Annotated in this window: 21 protein-coding genes; 10 read left to right on the top strand and 11 right to left on the bottom strand. The window is 61.1% G+C overall.

What is annotated here, in order from left to right; translation table 11 throughout:
* Positions 1-36: 36 nt before the first annotated feature.
* The 4 genes from BN1123_RS12135 to BN1123_RS12120 all read right to left on the bottom strand — a co-directional run bounded on the left by BN1123_RS12135 (position 37) and on the right by BN1123_RS12120 (position 5,225).
* On the bottom strand, positions 37-1,122 hold the full coding sequence (locus BN1123_RS12135) for a polyamine ABC transporter substrate-binding protein (protein ID WP_042027290.1): 1,086 nt from the start codon (positions 1,120-1,122) through the stop codon (positions 37-39).
* Positions 1,123-1,241: 119 nt separating this feature from the next.
* Complete coding sequence (locus BN1123_RS12130; protein ID WP_082037537.1) at positions 1,242-2,339, bottom strand: polyamine ABC transporter substrate-binding protein; 1,098 nt, start codon at positions 2,337-2,339, stop codon at positions 1,242-1,244.
* Between the two features lie 53 nt (positions 2,340-2,392).
* Positions 2,393-3,754 carry an aspartate aminotransferase family protein gene (locus BN1123_RS12125; RefSeq protein WP_042027286.1) on the bottom strand — a complete coding sequence of 454 codons (1,362 nt, stop codon included), beginning with the start codon at positions 3,752-3,754 and terminating at the stop codon, positions 2,393-2,395.
* Positions 3,755-3,893: 139 nt separating this feature from the next.
* The gene (locus BN1123_RS12120; RefSeq protein WP_042027284.1) at positions 3,894-5,225 is read right to left on the bottom strand and encodes a glutamine synthetase family protein; all 1,332 of its coding nucleotides are present in this window, start codon (positions 5,223-5,225) and stop codon (positions 3,894-3,896) included.
* Positions 5,226-5,690: 465 nt separating this feature from the next.
* On the opposite strand from BN1123_RS12120, the gene BN1123_RS12115 reads away from it, so the two are divergent.
* The 6 genes from BN1123_RS12115 (at position 5,691) to yegD (ending at position 10,889) form a co-directional block, all read left to right on the top strand.
* Complete coding sequence (locus BN1123_RS12115; protein ID WP_026457164.1) at positions 5,691-6,077, top strand: TraR/DksA family transcriptional regulator; 387 nt, start codon at positions 5,691-5,693, stop codon at positions 6,075-6,077.
* Between the two features lie 183 nt (positions 6,078-6,260).
* Positions 6,261-7,115 (top strand): hypothetical protein, encoded by an 855-nt coding sequence (locus BN1123_RS12110; protein ID WP_042027283.1) that lies wholly within the window; start codon positions 6,261-6,263, stop codon positions 7,113-7,115.
* 69 nt (positions 7,116-7,184) lie between these two features.
* On the top strand, positions 7,185-7,652 hold the full coding sequence (locus BN1123_RS12105; RefSeq protein ID WP_042027282.1) for a CreA family protein: 468 nt from the start codon (positions 7,185-7,187) through the stop codon (positions 7,650-7,652).
* 19 nt (positions 7,653-7,671) lie between these two features.
* Positions 7,672-8,352, top strand: coding sequence for an SDR family oxidoreductase (locus tag BN1123_RS12100; RefSeq protein WP_042027281.1), 681 nt, complete (start codon positions 7,672-7,674; stop codon positions 8,350-8,352).
* 76 nt (positions 8,353-8,428) lie between these two features.
* Positions 8,429-9,418, top strand: coding sequence for a 2-hydroxyacid dehydrogenase (locus tag BN1123_RS12095; protein WP_042027280.1), 990 nt, complete (start codon positions 8,429-8,431; stop codon positions 9,416-9,418).
* A gap of 94 nt (positions 9,419-9,512) precedes the next feature.
* A complete protein-coding gene (gene yegD, locus BN1123_RS12090; RefSeq protein ID WP_042027278.1) occupies positions 9,513-10,889 on the top strand; it encodes a molecular chaperone in 1,377 nt (458 codons plus the stop codon).
* Positions 10,890-10,961: 72 nt separating this feature from the next.
* Here yegD and BN1123_RS12085 read toward each other — a convergent pair whose 3' ends face one another.
* Together BN1123_RS12085 and BN1123_RS12080 are read right to left on the bottom strand one after the other, a co-directional pair.
* Positions 10,962-11,783: a formyltransferase family protein gene (locus BN1123_RS12085; protein WP_042027276.1), complete on the bottom strand. Its 822-nt coding sequence runs from the start codon at positions 11,781-11,783 to the stop codon at positions 10,962-10,964.
* Positions 11,784-11,794: 11 nt separating this feature from the next.
* Positions 11,795-13,123, bottom strand: a complete 1,329-nt coding sequence (locus tag BN1123_RS12080; protein ID WP_042027274.1) for a DUF4910 domain-containing protein — start codon at positions 13,121-13,123, stop codon at positions 11,795-11,797.
* A gap of 326 nt (positions 13,124-13,449) precedes the next feature.
* On the opposite strand from BN1123_RS12080, the gene BN1123_RS12075 reads away from it, so the two are divergent.
* The 3 genes from BN1123_RS12075 (at position 13,450) to malZ (ending at position 16,602) form a co-directional block, all read left to right on the top strand.
* Positions 13,450-13,866, top strand: coding sequence for an META domain-containing protein (locus tag BN1123_RS12075; RefSeq protein WP_042027272.1), 417 nt, complete (start codon positions 13,450-13,452; stop codon positions 13,864-13,866).
* Between the two features lie 69 nt (positions 13,867-13,935).
* Positions 13,936-14,784, top strand: coding sequence for an HDOD domain-containing protein (locus BN1123_RS12070; RefSeq protein ID WP_042027271.1), 849 nt, complete (start codon positions 13,936-13,938; stop codon positions 14,782-14,784).
* 6 nt (positions 14,785-14,790) lie between these two features.
* The gene (gene malZ / locus BN1123_RS12065) at positions 14,791-16,602 is read left to right on the top strand and encodes a maltodextrin glucosidase (RefSeq protein ID WP_042027270.1); all 1,812 of its coding nucleotides are present in this window, start codon (positions 14,791-14,793) and stop codon (positions 16,600-16,602) included.
* Between the two features lie 126 nt (positions 16,603-16,728).
* Here the strand turns inward: malZ and BN1123_RS12060 are convergent, their stop codons facing one another.
* Both BN1123_RS12060 and BN1123_RS12055 read right to left on the bottom strand, forming a co-directional pair.
* A complete protein-coding gene (locus BN1123_RS12060) occupies positions 16,729-17,262 on the bottom strand; it encodes an ATP--cob(I)alamin adenosyltransferase (RefSeq protein ID WP_042027269.1) in 534 nt (177 codons plus the stop codon).
* An 86-nt stretch (positions 17,263-17,348) separates the two neighbouring features.
* Complete coding sequence (locus BN1123_RS12055) at positions 17,349-18,491, bottom strand: DUF5610 domain-containing protein (protein ID WP_042027325.1); 1,143 nt, start codon at positions 18,489-18,491, stop codon at positions 17,349-17,351.
* Positions 18,492-18,661: 170 nt separating this feature from the next.
* Here BN1123_RS12055 and trmA point away from each other — a divergent pair, with 170 nt between their 5' ends.
* A complete protein-coding gene (gene trmA / locus BN1123_RS12050; RefSeq protein ID WP_042027268.1) occupies positions 18,662-19,795 on the top strand; it encodes a tRNA (uridine(54)-C5)-methyltransferase TrmA in 1,134 nt (377 codons plus the stop codon).
* A gap of 75 nt (positions 19,796-19,870) precedes the next feature.
* Here the strand turns inward: trmA and mglC are convergent, their stop codons facing one another.
* The 3 genes from mglC to mglB are packed head-to-tail and all read right to left on the bottom strand — an operon-like array spanning position 19,871 to position 23,459.
* A complete protein-coding gene (gene mglC / locus BN1123_RS12045) occupies positions 19,871-20,881 on the bottom strand; it encodes a galactose/methyl galactoside ABC transporter permease MglC (protein WP_026456961.1) in 1,011 nt (336 codons plus the stop codon).
* Positions 20,882-20,897: 16 nt separating this feature from the next.
* Positions 20,898-22,418, bottom strand: coding sequence for a galactose/methyl galactoside ABC transporter ATP-binding protein MglA (gene mglA, locus BN1123_RS12040; protein ID WP_042027267.1), 1,521 nt, complete (start codon positions 22,416-22,418; stop codon positions 20,898-20,900).
* A 54-nt stretch (positions 22,419-22,472) separates the two neighbouring features.
* A complete protein-coding gene (gene mglB / locus BN1123_RS12035; RefSeq protein WP_082037535.1) occupies positions 22,473-23,459 on the bottom strand; it encodes a galactose/glucose ABC transporter substrate-binding protein MglB in 987 nt (328 codons plus the stop codon).
* Positions 23,460-23,522 lie beyond the last annotated feature (63 nt).

Raw genomic sequence — 23,522 nt, 5'->3', positions numbered from 1 at the left:
TAAAAGCGATCTGGCGCCCCAGAGCGGGCACCAAGGTTAGGTTCCGGACTTGATCTTCGTCCAACTCCGGGTCATTTGGCGCTGTACCGCACGTGGATGTGCCTCCTGCACAAACAGATGCTCCAGCACCGCTTGAGGCGGGTAGACCCGCTCATCCTTGCGCACCTCCTCATCCATGAACTCTCCGGCCTTGGCGTTGGGGTTCGCATAGCCCACATAGTTGCTGATCTTGGCGATCACCTCGGGCCGCAGGACATAGTTGATGAGGGCGTGGGCTTCTTTGACATTGTGGGCATCCGCCGGGATGGCCATCATGTCGAACCAGAGGTTGGCTCCCTCCTTCGGAATGCTGTAGGCAATATTCACCCCTTTGCCCGCTTCCTCGGCTCTCGCCGCCGCCTGCAGGATGTCGCCGGAGAAACCGGCCGCCACGCAGATGTCGCCATTGGCCAGATCGCCGATGTACTTGGAGGAGTGGAAGTAGGCCACATAGGGCCGCACCTTCAACAGCTGGGCCTCGGCTTTCTTGATGTCGGCCGGTTCGTGACTGTTGGGATCGAGTCCGAGGTAGTTGAGGACGGCGGGGATCATCTCGTCGGCAGAGTCGAGAAACGCGACGCCGCAACGGGAGAGTTTTGCCATGTTTTCCGGTTCAAAGATGGTGGCCCAAGAGTCAATCTTGTCGACCCCCAGTACCGCCTTGATCTTGTCGACGTTGTAGCCGATGCCATTGGTTCCCCACAGATAGGGCACCGCGTATTGCTGATCCGGATCCACCTTGTCGAGCTGGCTGAGCAGCACGGGGTCCAGGTTGGCCAGATTGGGCAGCTGGGATTTGTCCAGTTTCTGGAACGCCCCCGCCTGGATCTGCTTGGCCAGGAAATTGTTGGAGGGCACCACCAGGTCGTACCCGGTCCGTCCCGTCAGCAGCTTGCCCTCAAGGGTCTCGTTAGAGTCAAACACGTCATAGACTGTCTTGATCCCGGTCGCCTGCTGGAAATCGCTGAGGGTCGTCTCGCCGATATAATCGGACCAGTTGTAAAAGTGCACCACAGGGGCTGCCTGGGCCACATTCGCCAGCCCCATGGTCAGGGCAAGGGTGATCAACTTGGTAGTATGCACTGTGTCAGTTCTCCTGTTTTGTGGTATTCCGGCTGCGCATCCCTTCGCGCGGCCCATCCCGAAGGGATGGCATCACAATCCTCCCGGCCGAACTGCGGACCGGGAGGAGCACTCGTCACTTACTTGCCGGACTTGATCTTGGTCCAGCTGCGGGTCATGGTCCGCTGCACCTTGGCCGGCAGATCCGGGAAGGTGTAGATCTTCTGCAGGGTCGCCGCATCGGGGTAGACACCCGGATCGGTGCGGATCGCCTCATCCACCAGCGGAGTGGCAGCCTTATTGCCGTTCGGGGCCTGGATCTGGTTGGTGATGTTGGCGATCACCTCCGGCTTCATCAGGTAGTTGATGAAGGTATGGGCAGATTCGACGTTCTTGGCATCGGCCGGAATGGCGATCATGTCAAAGAAGCTGCCAGCGCCTTCCTTCGGAATGATGTAGGTCAGCGCGACACCATTCTTGGCCTCGGCAGCACGTGCTTTGGACTGTTGCAAGTCCATGGAGTAACCGACCGCCACACACAGGTTGCCGTTGGCCAGATCCGAAATGTACTTGGAGGAGTGGAAATAAGCGGTATAGGGGCGAATGGTGAGGAACAGCTCCTCGGCCTTCTTCAGCTCGGCCGGCTTCTGGCTATCCGGCTTGAAGCCCAGGTATTGCAGGGCCGCGGGCAGCATTTCGGTCGGCGAGTCGAGGAAGGAGACGCCGCACTCCTTGAGCTTGGCCATGTTTTCCGGCTTGAACACCAGATCCCAGGAATCCACCGGGGCCTTGTCACCCAGTACGGCCTTCACCTTCTCGGGGTTGTAGGCAAAGCCGATGGTGCCCCACAGATAGGGGATGGAGTACTGGTTGCCCGGATCGCTAGGCTCGAGCGCCTTGAGCAGGTTGTCATCCAGATTTTGCCAGTTGGGGAGCTTGGACTTGTCCAGCTTCTGGAACACGCCCGCCCTGATCTGCTTGGCCAGGAAGGGGTTGGACGGCACCACGATATCGTAGCCAGACTTGCCTGCCAGCAGCTTGGCTTCCAATACCTCGTTGCTGTCGAACACGTCATAGACCACCTTGATGCCCGTCTCCTTCTGGAAATTATCCAGGGTATCCGAGGCGATGTAGTCGCTCCAGTTATAGACGTGCAACACCTTCTCTTCAGCCATTGCTCCGGCGCTTGCCATGACCAACGCCACAGAGGCAGCGATCACTCCCGTTTTGAAAGACATCATCCTTGTCTCCTAAGCAAATTGTATGCGCATGCCAACCTGCCTGGCACCAGCTATCCCTTCAGCTTCGCAGCAGTCAGATCCAGACTGAGCCTTGCCAGTTTGACCAATTCATCAACCTGTTCCTCGGTGATGACCAAGGGGGGCGATATGATCATGGTATCGCCGACCGCCCTCATCACCAAGCCATTGTTAAAGCAGAATTCCCGACACGTCATTCCGGCATTTGCCTCGGCCGGAAAACGCTGGTTGGTCTGCTTGTCCCGGACAATTTCCAGCGCGGCCACCAGGCCTTTGCCGCGAGTTTCGCCCACCAGAGGATGGTCGGCCAGCTCGCTCCAGCGACGCTGCAAATAGGGGCCGATAGTATCATGCACTCGCTTAACTATGCTCTCGTTTTGCATAAGCTGGATATTGGCTACCGCCACGGCGCAGGCCACCGGGTGACCCGAGTAGGTGAAGCCGTGGTTGAACTCGCCCCCCTCCTCCACCAGCACCCTGGCGACCCGATCGCTCACCATCACGGCACCCAGCGGCAGATAGCCGGAGGTGATCCCCTTGGCCAGGCACATCAGATCCGGTTTGATGCCAAACCCTTCGCTGGCAAACCAGTGGCCGGTGCGGCCAAACCCGCAGATCACTTCATCGGCGATGAGCAGGATGCCGTACTGATCGCAGATGCGCTGGATCTCGGGCCAGTAGCTGTCGGGCGGAATGATGACGCCGCCGGCCCCCTGGATCGGTTCGCCGATGAAGGCGGCCACCTTGTCCACCCCCAGCTCCAGGATCTTCTTCTCCAGCTGGCGGGCACGCTCCAGGCCGAACTCGTGGGCACTCATCCCCTGTCCCTCGCCGAAGTGGTAGGGCTGATCGATGTGCACTATGCCGGGGATGGGCAAGCCACCCTGGGCATGCATGCCCTTCATGCCGCCAAGGCTCGCCCCCGCCACGGTGGAGCCGTGATAGGCGTTGTGGCGGCTGATGATCACCTGCTTGTCGGGCTGCCCCTTGCTGGCCCAGTAGTGGCGTACCATGCGCAGCACGGTATCATTGCACTCGGAGCCCGAGCCGGTGAAGAAGACGTGATTGAGATGGGCCGGCGTCACCTCGGTCAGCAGGGTGGCCAGCTCGATCACCGGCGGGTGTGCAGTCTGGAAGAAGAGGTTGTAGTAGGGCAGCTGCTGCATCTGGCGGGTGGCTGCATCCACCAGCTCCTGGCGGCCGTAACCCATGTTGACGCACCACAACCCCGCCATACCGTCGAGGATGCGCTTGCCGTCGGAGTCTTCCAGATAGACGCCATCGGCCTTGGTGATGATGCGGCTGCCCTTCTTGTTCAGGGCCTGAAAATCGGTAAAGGGATGCAGGTGGTGGCTGGCATCCAGTTGCTGCCACTCACGGGTGGTGTGCTGCATTTCTTGCTCCTCGGTTCCTTCGACTCAAGCGGTTTGTTTCGTGAATCGAGAGGCTGCTGGCGCGCTGCCAGCACTCTCGATATGAGCGGGGAGGTTCAGCCTCCCCACAGGGGGGATGCGTGACGGGCACGCATCCGGGTCACACGTTCAGCAGCAGGAATTCCCGTTCCCAGCGGCTGATCACCCCGAAGTAGGTCTCGTATTCCTTGCGCTTGACCGCCACGAAGGCGCGGGTGAAGCGCTCGCCCAGCATCTCCTTGATCGGCTCGCATTGCTCGAGATGGCTGAGCGCCTCCTCCAGCGAGCGGGGCAGGCTGTAGGGCAGCTCGTAGGCGCTCGACTTCATCTCGGGCAGCGGGTCCAGCTTCTCCATCATGCCGAGATAGCCGCAGGCCAGGGTAGCGGCCAGCGCCAGATAGGGGTTGGCATCGGCACCGGCGAAGCGGTTCTCCACCCGGCGGGCATTGGGCTCGGAGAAGGGCACCCGCAACCCGCAGGTGCGGTTCTCCACCCCCCACTGCACGTTGCGCGGCGCGCTCTCGCCGAAAGTGAGACGGCGGTAGGAGTTGACGTTCGGCGCCAGCAGGGCGGTCACCGCCGGGGTGTATTTCTGCAGCCCGGCGATGAAGTGCATGAACAGCTCGGAGTGGCCGCCGCTCTCGGTGCCGAACAGGTTGCGGCCGTCCATGTCCTCCAGACTCTGGTGGATGTGCATGGCGGAGCCGGGCTCATTGCTCATCGGCTTGGCCATAAAGGTGGCGTAGATGCCGTGGCGGTGAGCCGCTTCCCGCATGGTGCGCTTGAACAGGAACACCTGGTCGGCGAGATCGATGGCATCCCCGTGCAGGAAGTTGATCTCCATCTGGGCGGCGCCGGATTCGTGGATCAGGGTATCCACCTCCAGCTCCTGGGCCTCGCAGTAGTCGTACATGTCCTCGAAGATGGGGTCGAATTCGTTGACCGCATCGATGCTGAACGATTGGCGGGCGGTCTCCGGGCGACCGTTGCGTCCCACGGGAGGCACCAGGGGGTAGTCGGGATCTTCGTTGCGAGTCACCAGGTAGAATTCCAGCTCGGGCGCCACCACCGGCTTCCAGCCCTGCTTCTCGTAGAATGACAAAACCCGGCGCAGTACCGAACGGGGGGCGATGTCGATCAGCTTGCCATTGACGTCGAAGCAGTCGTGGATCACCTGGGCGGTCGGCTCCAGTGCCCAGGGCACGAAGCGGATGGTGTTGGGATCGGGATAGAGCTGCATGTCCCGCTCCAGCGGGTCGATCATGCTGTCATCGTCCGGGTATTCGCCGGTTACCGTCTGGGTGAAGATGACCTCGGGCAGGCGCATGCCCCCCTCGCGTAGAAACTTGTTGGCTGGGATGATCTTGCCCCGGGCGTTGCCGGTGAAATCCGGAAACAGGCACTCCACCTCCGTGATGCGATTGTTCTCCATCCAGCCTTTGATACTGTCCATGTTAAACCCCGACTTTCGATTGTCATTGGCAAGGGTGTCTAATATATGGAACACCCTTGTTATCAAATTGTAATCAACATCACCATAAAAGCCCGCCATCAAGGGCAATGTCAAGGTGAACTGTTTAAAAAAATATAAATATCGGTGCATATAATGACCAAGACGGCACCAAATACTAAACACTTCATCCCGGACTCAGCTCATTGCAAAGCCAGTGCCAACAGGGGTTTCAGGACGCGACAGAACCCGGCCGAACAGTGGTCCGAATGGGCTTTTCTTTGCAAGGGCGCACAATCCTTGTCCCATTTGCTTTGCTTGGCTGCATTTTTTTGGTACAAGGCCCGCCCTGATTTGCACTCTCTTGCACGATTCGGGTGCAAATCAGACACAAGGGCTTGGTCTGCAGGCAGACAGCCCCCATAAACAGGGATAATTGGGTTAGTAAACTGACTGGTAGTAAATCGTATGTGTGATTTCATGACTGAAGACCAACTGGCCTTTTACAAGGGGCAGATCGAGCAACAGATCGTCGAGCTCGAGGAACGCCTCAACTCCCAGGCCAGCCAGGCCATCGCCACCGATACCAACGAGATGGCTGATGAAATTGACCGTGCCAGCATCGAGGAGGCCCGCCGTCTGGAGCTGAACCGCATCGAGCACGACAAACTGCACCTGCGCAAACTGCGTGGCGCGTTGAAGCGCATCAGCGAAGGAGATTTCGGCTACTGCGAATCCTGCGGTGACGAGATCTCTCTCAAGCGGTTGCAGGCTCGTCCAGAATCCCGTTTCTGCGTCGAGTGCCAGAGCACCAAGGAATTCAACGACACTCACGTATTCCGCCGCGTCGCCTGATCTCTGTAGACCGTCGCGATCCGCGGTGAATCGCGGGCAGGCTGCACGGCCCAAGGTATCCGGTTCATCTCGATGAACCGCGAGCCTGACGGCGAACACGCCTTGCTCATGACTTCGCCACAAGATCGCGGAGAAGTTCTGATAGACTCCGGGCTAGCCCCGGATTCTAGAGGAGAACAGAGAGTGAAATGGCTCATCAAGCTGTGCTTGTGTCTGCCCCTGCTGGCACAAGCACAGGTTCTGCAGGTCAAGATCCCCAGCCGGCCCATCAACAGCCTGGATCAGGAGTACCAGATCAAGCTGCTGGAACTGGCCCTGACCCGCTCCGGACAACCCTTTCGCATCGACCCCGTCGAACTCGATCTCAACCAGTTCACCCTGCAGCAGCAGCTGGTCAAGGGCAAGAAGATCAATGTGTTCTGGATGGGTACCTCCAGTGCTCTCGAATCCGCCCTCATCGCCATCCCGATCCCGCTGTTTCGCGGGCTGGAAGGGCTGCGCCTGTCGTTCATCCACCAAGATGCCCAGGAGAAGTTCAACCAGGTCAACACCCTGGCCGATCTCAAGCAGATGAAGGCATTGCAGGGTGTCGGCTGGGCCGACAACAGGATCCTGGAGAATGCCGGCATCCCTACCTATTCGGGTCGCTACAGCAACCTGTTCCGCCTCATCAATGACGGCGACAAGGTGGACTTCTTCCCCCGCAGCCTGGTGGAGATCTTCGCCGAGCATGGCGAACTGGCCGAGCAATATCCCCGCCTCGCCATCGAGCAACACCTGCTGCTGCGCTACCCCTTCGCCCAGTTCTTCTTCGTCAGTCCCTACAATCCCAAGCTGGCCAAGGCGATCCAGACCGGGTTGGAGCGGGCCTACGCCGACGGCAGCTTCATGAAGTTCTTCAATGAGAACCCCAGGATCCGCGAGGCGCTGGCCAGCGCCAACCTGGATCGGCGGGTCACCATCAAGCTGGATAATCCGGACATGACCCCCTTGCTCCAACGCATTCCGGCCCAATATTGGCAATATCCGCCCCGCTAAAGGGGCGTTTGTCGCAAGCGGCCGCCCCAACGCCAGGCTGGCCACTCTCCACCGCGCCCAGGAGTTGATATGCAAAAGACCAAGATGAGCCTGCTGCTGGCGGGTTGCCTGCTGGCCATGCCGGCCCTCGCCGACAAGGCCGACCCCGTCGGCGAGGTAAGCACCTCGTTCAAGCTGCTCGGCCCCAACCACAAGATCCTGGTGGAGGCGTTCGATGACCCCAGGATCGACGGCATCGCCTGCTATCTGGCACGTCCCAAGACCGGCGGCGTCAAGGGCGGGCTGGGTCTGGCGGAAGATCCGTCCCACGCCTCCCTCTCCTGCCACCAGATCGGCCCCATCACCCTGCCCGAGAAGCTGAAGGCGGGGGAAGAGGTATTCGACGTCAGCACCTCCCTGGTGTTCAAGGAACAGAAGGTGGTGCGCTTTTACGACCAGAAGCGCAATGCGCTGGTCTATCTCACCTACAGCACCAAGCTGGTGGACGGCTCCTACAAGAGCGCCGTCAGCGCTGTGCCCATCATGCCCTGGGGCTGATCCCCGCAAGGAGGCAAGCATGTACGAAACCGTTCTGATCACCGGCGCCACCAGCGGCATCGGCCACGCCCTGGTGCACGACCTGTGCGCACGCGGCTACCGGGTCTATGCCACCGGCCGCAATGAGGCAGCCCTGGCCGAGCTGATGGCCGCCAACGGCTGCCTTGGCAGCACCGCCGATCTCACCGATCCCCCGCAGGCCATGGCCCTCTATCAGCGGGCTCGCGAAGCGCTGGGGCGGGTCGATGTGCTGATCAACAACGCCGGCGCCAACCCGCGCAAGGCGCCGATCGCCGACACCACGCTGGAAGAGTTCGAGCTGCAGTACGCCCTCAACCTGCGCGCCCCCTATCTGCTCGGACGCGAGGCCCTGCGCGAGATGATCCCGCGCGGCAGCGGTTACATCATCAACGTGGTGAGCACCTGCGCCCTGCGCCACCCCACCCCCATGGGCATCTACAGCACCATGAAGAGCGGCCTGGCGAGCCTGAGCCAGGTGATGATGAAGGAGGCCCAGCCCCACGGTATCAAGGTCTCGACCCTCTACCCGGGCGGCGTCGATACCCCGTTTCGGGTCGAGGCCAAGCCTCACTACATGCAACCCGCCAGCGTGGCCACCACCATCACCACCCTGCTTGACCTGCCGGCGGACGTGATCGTCCACGAGATGACCTTCCGGCCGCCGTTCGAGCTGGAGTGAGTACGCCATGCGGGCATGGTGATCAGGATCACGGTTTGTAGTAACGTGACGCCATCAACCGATACGGAGTTCCAACATGAAAGTCGCCGTTTTCAGCAGCAAGAGCTATGACAAAGAGCATTTCAACCAGGCCAACAGCCAGTACGGCTTCAACCTGGAGTTTTTCGATGTTCGTCTGGAGGCCAAGACGGCCCGATTGGCTCACGGCTTCCCGGTCGTCTGCCTGTTCGTCAACGACGATGCGGATCGCGAAGTCTTGACCGAGCTGGCCGCCAACGGCACCAAGGTCATCGCCCTGCGCTGCGCCGGCTACAACAATGTTGATCTGGCTGCCGCCAGGGAGCTGGGGATGAAGGTAGTGCGGGTACCGGCCTACTCGCCGGAGGCGGTGGCCGAGCACGCGGTGGGGCTGATGATGACCCTCAACCGCCGTATCCATAAGGCCTATCAGCGCACCCGCGACGCCAACTTCTCGCTGGAGGGGCTGGTCGGCTTCAACATGCACGGCCGCACTGCCGGCATCATAGGCACCGGCAAGATCGGCATCGCCACCCTGCGCATCCTCAAGGGGTTCGGTATGCGGCTGCTGGTAAGCGACCCGTACCAGAACCAGGCGGCACTCGATCTGGGGGCCGAGTACGTGGATCTCGACACCCTGTTCCGCCAGTCCGACGTCATCAGCCTGCACTGCCCGCTGTTCAAGGAGAACTACCACCTGCTGAACAAGGAGGCGTTCGACAAGATGAAGGACGGGGTGATGATCATCAACACCAGCCGTGGCGGCCTGCTCGACTCCAACGCCGCCATCGAGGCACTCAAGACCGCCCGCATCGGCGCCCTGGGGCTGGACGTCTACGAGGAAGAGGAAGATCTCTTCTTCGCCGACAAGTCCAACGAGGTGATCACCGATGACGTGTTCCGCCGTCTGTCGGCCTGCCACAACGTATTGTTCACCGGCCACCAGGCCTTCTTGACCCGCGAGGCGCTGCACGCCATCGCCGATACCACCCTCAGCAACATCCGGGCGCTCGACGGCCAGGGTCACTGCGACAACGAGGTGGAGTAAGGGATAACCCCTTTCTTCACCCTGCGCCGGGTTGTGAGACCCGGCGCCATCGGGTAGGCTAGCCCCCCTTTTTTATTCAGGAGTCTGGCTGCCCATGTTTATCGGATTTGATTACGGTACCTCCAACTGTGCCGTTGCCGTAATGGAGCAAGGCAGCCCCAGGCTGCTCAATCTCGGCGCCTCCCGCTATCTCCCCTCCACCCTGCACGCCCCCCATCGGGATGCCATCGCGGGTCTGCTGGCCGAAGGGCTGGCCCCGACCCGTCAGGCGGAATACCTCAAGCTGCGCGGCCCCGTAGTGACCCGGGCCCAGAGCGTGCGCCGCCAGATGCGGGAAGAGGGGCTGATCGACGAGCTCAGCTTCGGCACCGCGGCGCTGGAACGCTATCTGGAAGAGCCGGACGAGGGCTATTACATCAAGTCGCCGAAATCCTTTCTCGGTGCCTATGGTCTCAAGGCCCCCCAGATTGCCCTGTTTGAAGACATCGTCTGCGCCATGATGCTGCACGTTCGCCAGCAGGCGGAGCAGCAGATCGGAGCCCCCATCCGCCAGGCGGTGATCGGCCGCCCGGTCAACTTCCAGGGGCTGGCGGGGGAAGAAAGCAACCGCCAGGCCATCGCCATCCTGACCGAGGCGGCCCGCCTCGCCGGGTTCGAGCAGGTGGAATTTCTCTACGAGCCGGTGGCGGCCGGTTTCGAATTCGAGGCGCGCCTCACCGAAGATTCCGTGGTACTGGTGGTGGATATCGGCGGCGGTACCACAGACTGCTCCATGCTGCGCATGGGCCCGAGTTACCGCGACCAGCTGGATCGCAGCGGCGATCTGCTCGGCCACAGCGGCCAGCGCATCGGCGGCAACGACTTCGACATCCGCCTGACGGTGGAAGGCATGATGCCACTGCTCGGCATGCACGAGACCCTCAAGACCGGCAAGCCGCTGCCCCACCCCCTGTTCTGGGACGCGGCCGCTATCAACGACGTCAGCGCCCAGAGCCGCTTCTACAGCCTGGATACCGCCCGCCAGCTGCAGGATCTGCAGCTCGACAGCCAGCCCGGCAGCAAGCTATCGCGCCTTGCCAACCTGCGGGCCCACAAACTGAGCCACCAGCTGGTGTGGCGCGCCGAACAGGGCAAGATCGCCCTCTCGGAGCAGGATCTGAACCGCCAATCCCTGGACGAGCTGGAGCGAGGTCTGGCAGCAGAACTCAATCGCGAGCAGCTGGCCTGCGCCTCGGCGCCGCTGCTGGAGAAGATCGGCGAGCTGATGGATGAGGCCATCGCCGCCGCCGGCGTACAGCCGGATCGCATCTTCGTCACCGGCGGCAGCGCCCGCTCGCCGCTGATCGCCAGCTTTATCCGCCAGAAGCTCCCGGCTATTCCGCTGGAAGGGGGCGATGACTTCGGCTCGGTCGCCGCCGGCCTGGCCCGTTACGCGGAGCGGTTGTTCGCTTCGGCGAATCAGGGGGAATAACCGCCCCGGCTCAGGAGTGCCACAAAACAACAGGGAGGCCAATGGCCTCCCTGTTGTTTCTCATGCAGACCCTCAGGGCTGAGGGCTGGTCATGTCGAGGCCATCGACGCAAAGCAGCCTGGCCGGCGGCATGGCGATGCCGGAATCGAGACAGTAGTCGACTATCTTGTCCTCAAACTGGCCGTATACCACCTCCAGATGCTGGGGTTGCCACATGCGGGCCGTCCAGATACGCCCCGTGCTGGTGGCGGCGATGCCTGACACGGGTTGCTCCCGGGCCAGCAGGGTTCCGAGCACGGCGGGCAGCGTATCGCAAAACTCCCTGACGGCCCGGCAGGCCAGATCATGCAGCCGATCGCCACGTCGTGGCGTGACGGCCGTCTGGTAGAGAATATTGCCGCCATCGATGGCCTCGGTCGTCTCGTGCAGGGTCATCCCCGTCATCTGGGGCTCCAGCATGTAGCTGGGCCAGAAGTGGGTGATGCAGCCACGGTACCAGGGCGAGAGGCCGCCGTGCACGTTCCACGCCATGCCGTCAAAGCAGTTCAGCAACTCGGGGAAGAGTTTGTGGCAACCGTAGGAGAGCAGCAGTGTCGGCTGCAACTGGCTGATCCTGCGGATCATCTCGGGCCCGTTCAGCTCGTCGTGCCCGATGCTGATGGCCGCATCCAGCGGTGCCCCCTGGGCGGCAAAATAGTGCTGCTCGCACTCGTCACGCAAGCGGAAGTGGTGTTGCCAGAGTGCTGCCAGGCGCCCGTTCAGATGAGCCGGTGGCGCCGGGGTGAAGTGTTCCCGCCGTTCGGCGAACCAAGTCACCGGCAGGCCGCTGGCCATCACCTGGCGCGCCAGGTAGCGGTGGCGGGGGTGATCTCCGGTAATCAGGACTATCGACATGTTTTCTCCTGTCAGCGGCACTGCGGGGCAGTAAACCGGATAAGCTCAGCCTCTTCCAGCAAGGGTACCACGGCCAGCAGGGTGGCCAGCGGCATCCTGGCACGACGCGCCATCTGCAGCAGCGTGTGCCGGCCGTCGGCCAGGTTCAGGATCCACTGCATCGCCATCAGCTGGGTACGGCCATCAAGCAGCTGATCGCTCGACTTGCCGTAGCTCGCAGGCGAATTCAGGTTGGGGTAGAGCCCCCGCTTGCCGAGCTGGGGTTCACCGTAGGGGTTGGTACGCTCGAACACCCCGGCATTCTCGTGCTGCAACAGCAGCTGTTCGAGCTGATCGATGGCCTCGATCAGGCGGGATATCTGCATGAACTCCTTGGTATCACCGCTGGTATGGTATTCGGCAAAGTTGCCATAGACGGTGCGGGCCGCCTGCGCCACCGGCAGGTCAAAGCCCGGCGAGCAGTACTGGCGCTCGTCCGACCCATGGCAGGGGGTGAACTCGCGGACCGCCCAGCGCTCGGGCTGTTCGCTGGCCAGCTGGCGTACCAGTTGATTGAGCAGGCACTCCTCCTGCCTCGCCAGCTTGACGGAGAGGGCGCTGGCCGGCCCTCCCAGACAGGTCAGCACCAGACCACCGATGCAGTGGGACTTCAGGTGCTCGCCATAACGATGCAGGTAGCAGAGGCTCCCTATGGTCTCGGGCGCCAGCACGAAGCGGTAGCTGAACCGTCGCTTCGGCCAGCGAGCCAGCCTGTGGTACAAGCCGAGCAGCACCAGGGGGCCGCTCAGCTCGTTGTTCGCCATGCTGGGGTGACACAGATAGCTCGACAGCAGAAACTCCTGCCGGCTCTCGCCGCCCAGCAGGGCCGTGCCATAATTGATCTCGCCGGCCTGGAACCGGCTGTCGATGCGCACCTGATAGTCACCGGGAGCCAGCTGCGCCAGCTCGTTGTGGGTGAGGCAGAACCCCCAGTTCGGCTGGTAATAGGAGGTGACGTAGGGGATCAGATCCGGCAGATGCGGCAGGGTATGAAGCCGGGGGCGCAACGCCTCGAGCGAATAGCGCCCCTCAACCGGCGCCGAATAATTGACCACCCTCAGATTGTGATCGGCAAAATCGGCCACCACGCGGCCATCTGGCGCAGTCAGTGTCGCCGAATCGATCTGCCATTCGTGCGGGACAGTCCAATCGAAGACCTGGGTGCCGGAGGGCGTGCTCTCCAGCTGCAATGGCATCTGCTCGGCAAAGATGGCCAGACTCTCGCGCAGCCCCGCCCCCGAGATGCTGCGACAGATGGGAAACAGGCGGTCAAACAGTGAGTCCAGCTGCTCGGTGGTCATTTTATATGTTTCATCAAGGCGTTAATCGTTGCGGCACTTTATCACACCCGGCATTGATGGCACCAAATGACCGACGGGTGCACGTTCCCAAACGCCCCTGATCATCTGTTGTCTGCATGGGGAGCTGGCATTCTGTTGTCTGTTGCCCGACCGGTTGTTTACCCAGCAGATCGGGCACATTGCCGGCAAAAAGCAGATAGATGTCGCCATTTAACGACACAGGGGCGAAATGGCGGCGACAGAAGCGGTCGGCTTGCTCCCCTCTGCCCCTGCTGCAAGCGGTCCCGACAGGATATGCTTGTCGCTCCCCCCAACGGAGCCTTGATATGTCCAGATTGCCCGCCCTGCTGATCCCCCTTTTCATGCTCGCCGGATGCAGTTCGACTGCCTTTGTCCAGCAGGATCTGCAACATCATCACTGGGTGCTGAGCAAGCTGGATGGCCAACCGGTCGCGTCGGTGCGCGACAATCCTCCCGACCTCGAGATCGGCGAGCACTTCACCGTCAACGGCATCGCAGGTTGCAACCGTTACTTCGGTCAAGGCCATCTGAAAAAAGACAAGTTGTGGGTCACCAGCCTCGGCAGCACAGTCAGGGCCTGCACGCCGCCCCTCGATGCCATCGAACAGGCGGTGCTCACCACCCTGACCGAGGGGGCGCGTCTGAGCGGCGACAGCCAGACCCTGATCCTGCAGGGCAAGCAGCACCGTTTGGAATACCAATTGCGCGACTGGGTGTTTTGACGCTCAAAAGCCGCATCACAAACAGGAACATGTTGCCCGGCTGTGGCACAATATGAGGCAGAATTCGCAATGGAGGCTGCCTCAGCCATGTCGATGGACCGTCTGTTTGACAAGATCAAGCAACTCCCCACCATACCCAAGCTGCTGCACGAGTTGATGCAGAGTTTCAACGATGACAACGCCCGCATCGACCTGATTGCGGCCAAGATCGCCATGGATCAGGTGATCAGTGTCAAGGTGCTGCGGATGGCCAACTCGGCCGCCCTGCGCCGTGGCAATGAAGTGACCTCGGTCGAGCAGGCGGTGATCCGCCTTGGCTTCAACCGCTTGCGCTCCATCGTGGTTGCCTCCGGCATCATAGGCAGCTTCAAGACGCCCCCCAGTTTTGACAAGAACAAGTTCTGGACCGAGACCTTCCAGGTGGCCACCATCGCCAGGACGCTGGCCAAAGAGGCCAATGTGCTGGATCCCGAAACCGCCTTCACCTGCGCGCTGATCCACAACATTGGCGAGTTGCTCATCCAGAGCACTCTGCCGGAAGAGGCCGAACTCATCAATCTGGCGATCCAGAAGGGGAGCAGCCGGGTCGAGGCCCAGCGGGAGATGCTTGGATTTGACTACGCCCAGCTCGGAGCCGAGCTGGCACGGCGCTGGAACCTGTCGGAGAGCTTCGTCGAGGCCATCTCCCAGCAGCTGGATCCCCTCTCCCACGATCCGATCAGCAAGGAGGCGGTGCTGATCCGCCTCGCCGTGTTTATCTCCTTCGCCTGGAATGCGGGGGTGCCTGCCCAGGCCATCATAGCCCGCTTCCCCAAACCGCTGGCCGACCAGCTTGGACTGGACCCCAAGTCGCTGGCAAACCAGCTCGAAACGCTGCACGAACAGGGCAACGCCCTTGCCGAGCTTCTGACTCAATAAGTAATCATGACCCATCCGTTTCTGTTTCATCCCCAGGTGGCGCCCTGGTTCAAAGAGAGCGCCGATGCACTGCAACTCACCCTGTTCAGCGAACTGGACGCCCCGATCCGCGAGGTGTGGCTGCGCCACGAGCCGGACAACGAGGAGTACCTGATCGCCATGATCCCTGTCTCCACCCGGGACAGGCTGCAGGTGTGGCAAGTGACCCTGCCGCTGACCAGAGGCCAGGATATCCATCTCTACTGCTTTAAGTGCCTCACCGACGAGGAGCAGTGGTGGCTGCACGGCGCCGGCATCAGCTCGGCCATGCCGCCGCGGGAACAGCATTTTCGCTTCAACAGCCGCCACCAGCCGCCGGCCTGGGTGCAGGATCAGGTGTTCTACCAGATCTTTCCCGACCGCTTCTGCAACGGTGACCCATCGCTTAGCGTCAAGCATCACGAGTACGAATATCGTGGCAAGGCGGTTATCAGCAAGGCTTGGGGCGAGCCGGTCAGCCGCCACGACGAGGGGCACGGCGCCTGCGAATTCTATGGCGGCGATCTGGCGGGCATTGATGCCAAATTGCACTACCTGCAGTCCCTCGGGGTGACGGCGCTCTACCTCAACCCCATCTTCGATTCACCGAGCAACCACAAGTACGACACCCAGGACTATTTCAAGGTCGACCCGCATCTGGGCACCAATGCCCAGTTCGCCGAGCTGACCCGCAACCTGCACCAGCGCGGCATGAAGATCATCCTGGATGCGGTGGTCAACCACACCTCCACCGAGCACCCTTGGTTCTGCCCGCCGCTGGGGGCCCAGAGCAACCCGGATTCGCCATGGCGCAGTTTCTATACCTTTGATGGCGATGGGGATTACGTCAGCTGGAAGGGCATTCGCAGCCTGCCCAAGCTCGATTTCTCCAGCGAGCAGGTACAGGACGCCGTCTACCGGGCCGATGACGCCATCCTGCGCTACTGGATGCGTGCCCCCTACCAGATCGACGGCTGGCGCTTCGACGTCATCCACATGCTGGGTGAGCGGGGCACCGCCGAGGGCAACAGCGGCCATGTGCGCGCCATTCGCGGCGCGGTGAAGCAGGAGAACCCGGACGCCTACGTGCTCGGCGAACACTTCTTCGAGGCAAGCCAGTGGCTGCAGGGGGATCAGGAAGACGGCGCCATGAACTACTATGGCTTCGCTCACCCGATCCGCGCCTTCCTGGCCGGCCAGGACATCGCCTATCACCCCATCAAGATCAGCGCCGAGGAGCTGGATCGCTGGCTCAGGCTGGCACGGGCCCACATCCCGTTCAAGAACCAGCTGGCCCAGTTCAACCTGCTGGACAGCCACGACACCGCCCGCTTCCTCCACCTGCTGGGAGAGGACAAACAGCGGATGCGCCTCGCCGCCACCCTGCTGCTCACCTATATCGGCGTGCCCTCCATCTACTACGGTGACGAGGTGGGGCTCTCCGGTGGCAACGACCCGGATTGCCGTCGCTGCTTCCCGTGGGAGACCACCGCCTGGGATCACGTGCTGCACGACCACTACCGCCGCCAGCGCCCCTCCCTGCGCCGTGGCGATATCCAGACCCTCTACGCCGGCCCCCACAGCTATGTGTTCGCCCGCACCCTGCAAAGCGATCAGGTGGTGGTGGCCTGCAACCGTCATCCCAGCGAGCCGCGCACCATCAGCCTGCCCCTGTGGCAGACCGCCAGCCCGGCCAGCCGCTTCACCGATGCCTTCAACGGCGACAAGTTCGAAGTGGTGCAGGGAGAGCTGCAACTGACCGTCCCCGCCAATTCGGCCAGGGTGCTGCTGTCCAGCTGAGAGTGACGCTCGCCAGTTGAGAATAAAAACCGGAGCCCAGTGCTCCGGTTTTTCGTTTGTGCAATCGGCGCTGGCTGGCAACCCCGCACATGGCGGCGGGCAGCGCCCTATGACGGCCCGATCGTATCAGTAGTTGATGCTGACGTAGGGCACTTCCGGCACCTGCCACAGCTGCTTGAGGTAGACGGTGAGCACGAAGAAGAAGTTGGCCAACAGGTTGGCAAAACGATAGAGGATGGGGTCGAATGCGACGCCACTCTCCTCCAGCCGCACCAGCAGTCGCACCACCTTCTTGCTGCCACAGCGGCACAGATGCAGGGTCGGGATGGGTTGCGGCCCCTGGGGCAACACGAACCCGGTGACCCGGCCACGGCTCGCCTCGTTATAGTGATCGTAACGCCCCTTGAGCCAGTCCAGATCCTCCTCGAAGATGCCGAGCTTGCCGCGCACCGAACCGTTGAGGTTGTAGATAAGCCGTTGCAACGCTGCGAGATCCGCCAGCATGGGCCGAATATCGGCATCCGGTGCAAGGTGTGACAACACGGCGCCCACCTGACAGCAGAGCTCGTCGGTGGCAATTTCAAAATCACATTTGAGCGACGTTTCGAAAATAAAGGGGTAGCAGAGCTCGCGCTTGTCTCTGGGCTTCTTGGGGTTCATGGGACGACCGGATTGAAGAAAAGGCCAGTTTGCCAGCCCCCGGCGGGCGTGGCAAACGGCTGATTATTAAGGAGTGAGGCCGGCTATCAGCCGTACTGGCTGTCGGTTCCGGTCGCGGGCTGGAACTGGCCAATCATCCGCAGCGCCTCCAGCATACGCTGGTTGAAGCTGGTGAAGCTGTTGACCTGGGCCGGTTCCTCCTCCCCTCTGGCGGCCAGCACGGCAGGCACCAGCGCCTGTTGCTGGGAGGCGGGCAACAGGGTATCCGCCTGCTGCTGCACCTGATCAAGTTTGGGCAGGTAGTCGGCCAGCGGTTTGAGCATCTCCTGCAGGGAGTGGGCCCCCTGATAGGTCTGGCTCAGCTTGACGCTCTGCTTGAGCTTGAGGGAGTAGGAGGCCAACTGGCTGTCATCCAGTTGCAGCTCGCCCGCTTTCTTGAGCAGATCGTCGAAGTTGCCTGAGAAGAAGCTCCCCGCCAGATCGTCGATCCCCTTGACCAGCTTGCCGATAGAGTCCATCTCTTCGCTGCTGAGATCCCCTTCCAGGGAGAAGCTGAAGCTCTGGCTCGACTTGAGGCTGAACTGGCTGCCCCCCTCACCCTGCCTGGACTTCATCTGCCAGCTGTCGTTGAAACGCAGCAGCACCTTGTCGCCATCCTTGGTTTCGATCTCTAGGATACCCTGCTGGCGGCTGGCCATCTCGATCGCGGCCCGCTCGGTGGGGGAGACCTTGCCGAAAAACTCCCGTTCAAACTCCTCGAGCCCGTCCTGGATCAGCTTGTAGCTCTGCTCGATGCCGGTCTTGATGTCCTCGTTGTCGGTAGCCAGATCCCCCAGCTGCTGCTTGGCTGCGTTAAAGCCCATGTCGACCCCCTTGCGGGCTTGCTCCATCATCTTGGTCAGCTCGTCGTCGGACTTGCCATCGGCACGAGCTGCCCCCAGACGACCGGTGACGAACTGCAGCACGTTGTCCGCCACCGACTGGAAGTCGAACAGGGTCTCGGGGGTGATCTCCTCCGGCGCCTTCGTCTTGGGCGCCTGATAGTGCTGGCCGTTGATCTCCAGGGAGAATTGCAGCGCCTGCTGGATCAGCACCTGAGCCCACTTCGGTGGCTGGTGCAGGGAGACCTCCTCCCCGCCCTGATTCTGCTTTGCCTGTGCCTGTTGGGGCGATTTGGGAGAAACACCCACTCCCTTGGGTTGGGCCGCGCCCACGCCATCGATTTGCATCATGTGTCCTCCCATCATGCCTGTAGATCGGATATCGGCCCGATTGCACACTTCTTGACCACAAAATACTGGACAATCCAGAGCGGCCTTTTAAAATCGGGCCCCTTTGGGTGGCCTGTTGCCTTCCCCCGTTTTCGTTCCGGCCCGGCCGGTGTGCATATGAGGTATCTATGACCCAATCCCAACGGGCTTCCGCTGACTCCCAGCCCCTGCGGACTCCTGCCGACTATCAGGCCCAGCTCGACGAAAAATGCGAGCGACTCACCCGACTGTTCGCCAGCTACCCGCTCCCAAAGCTGGAGGTGCATGCCTCGCCCGCCGAATATTACCGGATGCGCGCCGAATTTCGCATCTGGCACGAGGGGGACGACCTCTTCCACTGCATGTATGCACCGGCCACCAGAGAGATCATCCGGGTCGACCAGTTCCCCACCGCCAGCCGCCTCATCAACCAGCTGATGCCAGTATTGCTGGAGGGGCTGCGCCCGCAGCCGGTGCTGCGCCGCAAACTGTTCCAGATCGACTATCTCTCGACCCAGTCCGGCCAGATCGTTGTCAGCCTGCTCTACCATCGCAAGCTCGAGGCCGAGTGGCAGCAGGCCGCCGAGGCATTGCAGGCCGACCTGCGCGCCAAGGGGTTTGATCTGCAGCTGATTGGCCGCGCCCACAAGCAGAAGATTTGCCTGGGCAACGATTTCGTCGTCGAGCAGCTGAACGTCGCCGGCCGCCAGCTCACCTACAAGCAGGTGGAGAACAGCTTCACCCAGCCCAACGCCGCCATCAACGAGCAGATGCTGGGCTGGGCGCTGGACGTGACCCGGGGCAGCGAGGGTGATCTGCTGGAGCTCTACTGCGGCAACGGCAATTTCTCCATCGCCCTGGCCCAGAATTTCCGCAAGGTGCTGGCCACCGAGATCGCCAAACCGAGCGTCGATTCAGCCCAGTACAACATCGCCGCCAACGGGGTCGACAACCTGATCATCCTGCGCATGTCCGCCGAGGAGTTCACCATGGCGATGCGCGGTGAGCGGGAGTTCAACCGCCTCAAGGGGGTCGACCTCTCCGCTTACCAGTGCAACACCATCTTCGTCGATCCGCCCCGTGCCGGTCTCGACGATGCCACCGTCAAGCTGGTGCAGGATTACGACAACATCCTCTACATCTCCTGCAACCCGGAGACCCTGCAGGCCAACATGCAGGTACTCGGCGAGACCCACGAGATCGCCCGCTTCGCCCTGTTCGACCAGTTCCCCTGGACCCACCACATGGAAGCCGGGGTCTATTTGAAGCGCAAGGCTGGTTAAGCCGAAAGAAACATATAAAAAACAGGGCCGAATGGCCCTGTTTTTTATTGCCGTACTGCCTGCAGGCAGTTGCCATTACTTCTTCTTGGCGTACTTCATGGAGTCCAGCGCAACCGCCAGAATGATGATGCCGCCCTTGATGATGAACTGCCAGTAGGGGCTGACGCCGATATAGGTCAGACCGTAGTTGATCAGGGTGAAGATGAGTACCCCGGTGATCACCCCGGCCACGGTACCCACGCCGCCGGCAAACGACACCCCACCCACCACGCAGGCCGCGATGGCGTCCAGCTCGTACATGAAGCCCAGGTTGTTGGTGGCACTGCCGATCCGGCCCGCTTCCAGCATGCCGCCGAAGGCGTAGAAGACACCGGCCAGGGCATAGATCATCACCAGGTTGACCGCCACGTTGACACCGGAGACCTTGGCCGCTTCCGGGTTGCCACCGATGGCGAAGATGTTCTTGCCAAAGCGGGTCTTGTTCCACAACACCCAGACGAATACGCTGGCGATGGCCGCGTAGAAGGTCAGGTAGGAGAGCTTGAAGCCGCCTATCCGGATAAAGCCCTGGGCAAAGCTGGAGAAGCGGGGATCGAAGCCGGCTACCGGTGAAGCGCCCACCGAATCGAAATAGAGGGAGTTGATACCGTAGACGATGATCATGGTCCCCAGAGTGGTGATAAAGGGGGTCACGTTCAGGTAGGCCACGATTAGGCCGTTGATGAGGCCAATCAGGGCCCCGACGGCACACACCAGCAGGATCACCACCGGGATGGGCACCTCGCCCAAGGTTGGGAAGACCTTGTTGACGTTGGTCAGCGCCTGCAGCATGGTCGCCGCAATGAGCGCCGCCAGGCCCACCTGGCGACCGGCCGACAGGTCAGTCCCCTGGGTGATGATGATGCCCGCCACCCCGAGGGCAATGATGACCCGCACCGAGGACTGGGTCAGGATGTTGCTGAGGTTGGTGAGGCTCAGGAACGAGGGTTCCTTGATGACGATGATCATCAGCAGCACCAGCAGCACCACATAGATGCCGTTCTCCTTGAGCGCCTGCATCAGGTTGAAATTTTTTGCCGACTCCATAAATGTCTTCCTGTCTCTAGAGGTACAGAGATGCCAGACGCAATATCTCGCTCTGGTCAGTTTCTTTGGTATTGACGATCCCGGCGACCCGGCCATTGCTCATCACCAGGATGCGGTCGGTGATCCCGAGCAATTCCGGCATCTCGGACGAGATGATGATGATGCCCTTGTCCTTCTTCGCCAGCTCCAGGATGAGCTGATAGATCTCGAACTTGGCCCCTACATCGATGCCGCGGGTCGGCTCGTCCAGCATCAGGATCTCCGGCTGGGTCAGCAGCCAGCGACCGATGATCACCTTCTGCTGGTTGCCTCCCGAGAGGGAGCCGATCTGGGTCTGCTGGGTCGGTGTCTTGACCCGCATGGAGTCGATGACCCACTGGGTGTCGCTCTTCATCTTCTGGTCGCTGAGCAGCCCCATGGAGCCCTTGTAGTTGTCCATGTTGGCGATCAGGGAGTTGAAGGCGATGTCGAGACGGGAATAAATGCCGGTGGAACGACGCTCTTCCGTAACCAGGGCGAAACCGTTGCGAATCGCCTCGTGGGCGTTGTGGTTCGCGATCTCCTTGCCATGAAGCCGGATGCAACCCTCCACATGCTCACGGATGCCGAACAGGGTTTCGACGATGTCGGTACGCTTGGCCCCCACCAGACCGGCGATGCCAAGGATCTCCCCCTTGTGCAGGTTGAAGGTGATGTCCTGGATGGAGGGCTGGTTCTTCGCCGTCAGGTGCTCGACCTCGAGGATCACCTCTTTCGGCTGGTTGGTTTTCTCCGGGAAGCGCTGGGTGAGCTCGCGACCAACCATCATGCCGATGATCTGATCCATGGTCATCCCCTTGAGGGGCTGGGTCGCCACCCACTGGCCATCCCGCAATATGGTGATCTCGTCACAGAGCTGGAAGATCTCTTCCATCTTGTGGGAGATGTAGACGATGCCGCACCCCTTCTCCTTGAGCTTGTTGATGATCTTGAAGAGGTGGTTGACCTCTTTCTCGGTCAGGGAGGAGGTGGGTTCGTCCATGATGACGATCTTGGCATCGTAGGAGAACGCCTTGGCGATCTCGATCATCTGCATCTGGGAGACCGACAGGGTCGCCACCTTGACCCTGGGGTCGATGTCGATATCCAGCTCGTCGAAGATCTGCTTGGTGTCGTCATACATCTTGTCATGGTCGATGAACCACCCCCTGGTGGGGTAGCGACCGAGCCACATGTTGTCCATCACGGAGCGTTGCAGCACCAGGTTCAGCTCCTGATGCACCATGGAGACACCGTTCTCCAGCGCCTCCTTGGAGGAGGTGAAGTTGATCTCCTGCCCCTTGAAGAAGATCTTGCCCTGATCCTTCTCGTAGATGCCGAACAGGCACTTGAGCAGCGTGGATTTCCCCGCCCCGTTCTCGCCCATCAACGCATGCACAGAATGAGGACGGACCCGTAAATTGACATTATCGAGTGCCTTGACGCCAGGAAAGCTCTTACTGACGCCAATCATCTCCAACAGCCATTCTGATTGTTGCTGTGTTGTCATATCAGCCATCACATCTGGTTGAAACAGAGGGCAAGGGGATCTCCCTTGCCCTGGAGGGGAGGATTACTGGAACTGGGACAGGTTGTCTTTATCGACACCGACGTAGGGAACACGGACGACCTTGTCGACAATGTTCCAGCTGGTGCCTTCACCGGCGGGTTTGCCTTCGGCCAGGTTCTTGGTCAGATCGAAGGTGGCCTTGGCCTGGTTGGTCGCATCGTTCAGCACAGTACCGGCCATGGCACCGCTCTTGACCAGCGCCAGGGCCTCCGGCAGCGCATCGACACCGAACACCGGAATGGCGGTCTTGCCCTGAGCCTTGAGGGATTCAACAGCGCCCATTGCCATGCCGTCGTTGTTGGCGATGACCACTTCGATCTTGTCGGCGTTGGGGCCGGAGATCCAGGCATCCATTTTGTCTTTCGCCATGGCGGTATCCCACATACCGGTATCCATGTGCAGCTGCTGGGTCTTGATGCCACCCTCGTTCAGGGTCTTGACCACGTAGGTGGTGCGGGCTTCCGCATCCGGGTGGCCCGGTTCGCCTTTCAGCAGCACGAACTGGATGACGCCATCCTTGTTCAGATCCCAGGCCGGATTGGCTTTCCAGTGCTTGGCAATCAGCTGACCCTGGATAATGCCGGACTCCTTGGAGTCGGTGCCTACGTAATAAGCCTTGTCATAGCTGGCCAGGTCGGTGGCGTTCGGTTCCTTGTTGTAGAACACCACAGGCACATCTTCACCACGGGCCTTCTCGATCACCACGGGGGCCGCCGCCGGGTCAACCAGGTTGATGGCCAGGGCCTTCACCCCCTTGGCCAGCAGCACGTCGATCTGATCGTTCTGCTTGGACTGGTCATTCTGGGAGTCATTCATCAACAGCTCCACATCCGGATTGGCTGCCGCCTCCTTCTCGATGGCCTTGCGTACGACCGACATGAAGTTGTCGTCGTATTTGTAAACGGTGACCCCGATCCGGGTTTCGGCATGGGCAGTGGCACCGGCCATCAGGCCCATCAACAGGGTGGCAACTGTGGTGAGTTTTTTCATTATGTGTGCTCCGATGTATCTATCTGTGTTGTAGGGTGGCGAGCAATTGAGCAAGCGCCAGTA

The organism is Aeromonas enteropelogenes (assembly GCF_000819845.1).
GTDB lineage: Bacteria > Pseudomonadota > Gammaproteobacteria > Enterobacterales > Aeromonadaceae > Aeromonas > Aeromonas enteropelogenes.
The sequence above is the reverse complement of the archived record's forward strand: the minus strand, read 5'-3'. Positions and strand labels throughout refer to the sequence as shown.

What these genes read in the sequence shown, in the direction of transcription:
- BN1123_RS12115 (WP_026457164.1), top strand. Translation starts at nt 5,691, where the DNA reads ATGTGTGATTTCATGACTGAAGACCAACTGGCCTTTTACAAGGGGCAG.
- BN1123_RS12105 (WP_042027282.1), top strand. Translation starts at nt 7,185, where the DNA reads ATGCAAAAGACCAAGATGAGCCTGCTGCTGGCGGGTTGCCTGCTGGCC.
- malZ (WP_042027270.1), top strand. Translation starts at nt 14,791, where the DNA reads ATGACCCATCCGTTTCTGTTTCATCCCCAGGTGGCGCCCTGGTTCAAA.
- BN1123_RS12075 (WP_042027272.1), top strand. Translation starts at nt 13,450, where the DNA reads ATGTCCAGATTGCCCGCCCTGCTGATCCCCCTTTTCATGCTCGCCGGA.
- BN1123_RS12070 (WP_042027271.1), top strand. Translation starts at nt 13,936, where the DNA reads ATGGAGGCTGCCTCAGCCATGTCGATGGACCGTCTGTTTGACAAGATC.
- BN1123_RS12120 (WP_042027284.1), bottom strand. Translation starts at nt 5,225, where the DNA reads ATGGACAGTATCAAAGGCTGGATGGAGAACAATCGCATCACGGAGGTG.
- BN1123_RS12080 (WP_042027274.1), bottom strand. Translation starts at nt 13,123, where the DNA reads ATGACCACCGAGCAGCTGGACTCACTGTTTGACCGCCTGTTTCCCATC.
- mglA (WP_042027267.1), bottom strand. Translation starts at nt 22,418, where the DNA reads ATGGCTGATATGACAACACAGCAACAATCAGAATGGCTGTTGGAGATG.
- BN1123_RS12060 (WP_042027269.1), bottom strand. Translation starts at nt 17,262, where the DNA reads ATGAACCCCAAGAAGCCCAGAGACAAGCGCGAGCTCTGCTACCCCTTT.
- mglB (WP_082037535.1), bottom strand. Translation starts at nt 23,459, where the DNA reads ATGAAAAAACTCACCACAGTTGCCACCCTGTTGATGGGCCTGATGGCC.
- BN1123_RS12130 (WP_082037537.1), bottom strand. Translation starts at nt 2,339, where the DNA reads ATGTCTTTCAAAACGGGAGTGATCGCTGCCTCTGTGGCGTTGGTCATG.
- BN1123_RS12055 (WP_042027325.1), bottom strand. Translation starts at nt 18,491, where the DNA reads ATGCAAATCGATGGCGTGGGCGCGGCCCAACCCAAGGGAGTGGGTGTT.
- yegD (WP_042027278.1), top strand. Translation starts at nt 9,513, where the DNA reads ATGTTTATCGGATTTGATTACGGTACCTCCAACTGTGCCGTTGCCGTA.
- BN1123_RS12100 (WP_042027281.1), top strand. Translation starts at nt 7,672, where the DNA reads ATGTACGAAACCGTTCTGATCACCGGCGCCACCAGCGGCATCGGCCAC.
- BN1123_RS12095 (WP_042027280.1), top strand. Translation starts at nt 8,429, where the DNA reads ATGAAAGTCGCCGTTTTCAGCAGCAAGAGCTATGACAAAGAGCATTTC.
- trmA (WP_042027268.1), top strand. Translation starts at nt 18,662, where the DNA reads ATGACCCAATCCCAACGGGCTTCCGCTGACTCCCAGCCCCTGCGGACT.
- mglC (WP_026456961.1), bottom strand. Translation starts at nt 20,881, where the DNA reads ATGGAGTCGGCAAAAAATTTCAACCTGATGCAGGCGCTCAAGGAGAAC.
- BN1123_RS12125 (WP_042027286.1), bottom strand. Translation starts at nt 3,754, where the DNA reads ATGCAGCACACCACCCGTGAGTGGCAGCAACTGGATGCCAGCCACCAC.
- BN1123_RS12085 (WP_042027276.1), bottom strand. Translation starts at nt 11,783, where the DNA reads ATGTCGATAGTCCTGATTACCGGAGATCACCCCCGCCACCGCTACCTG.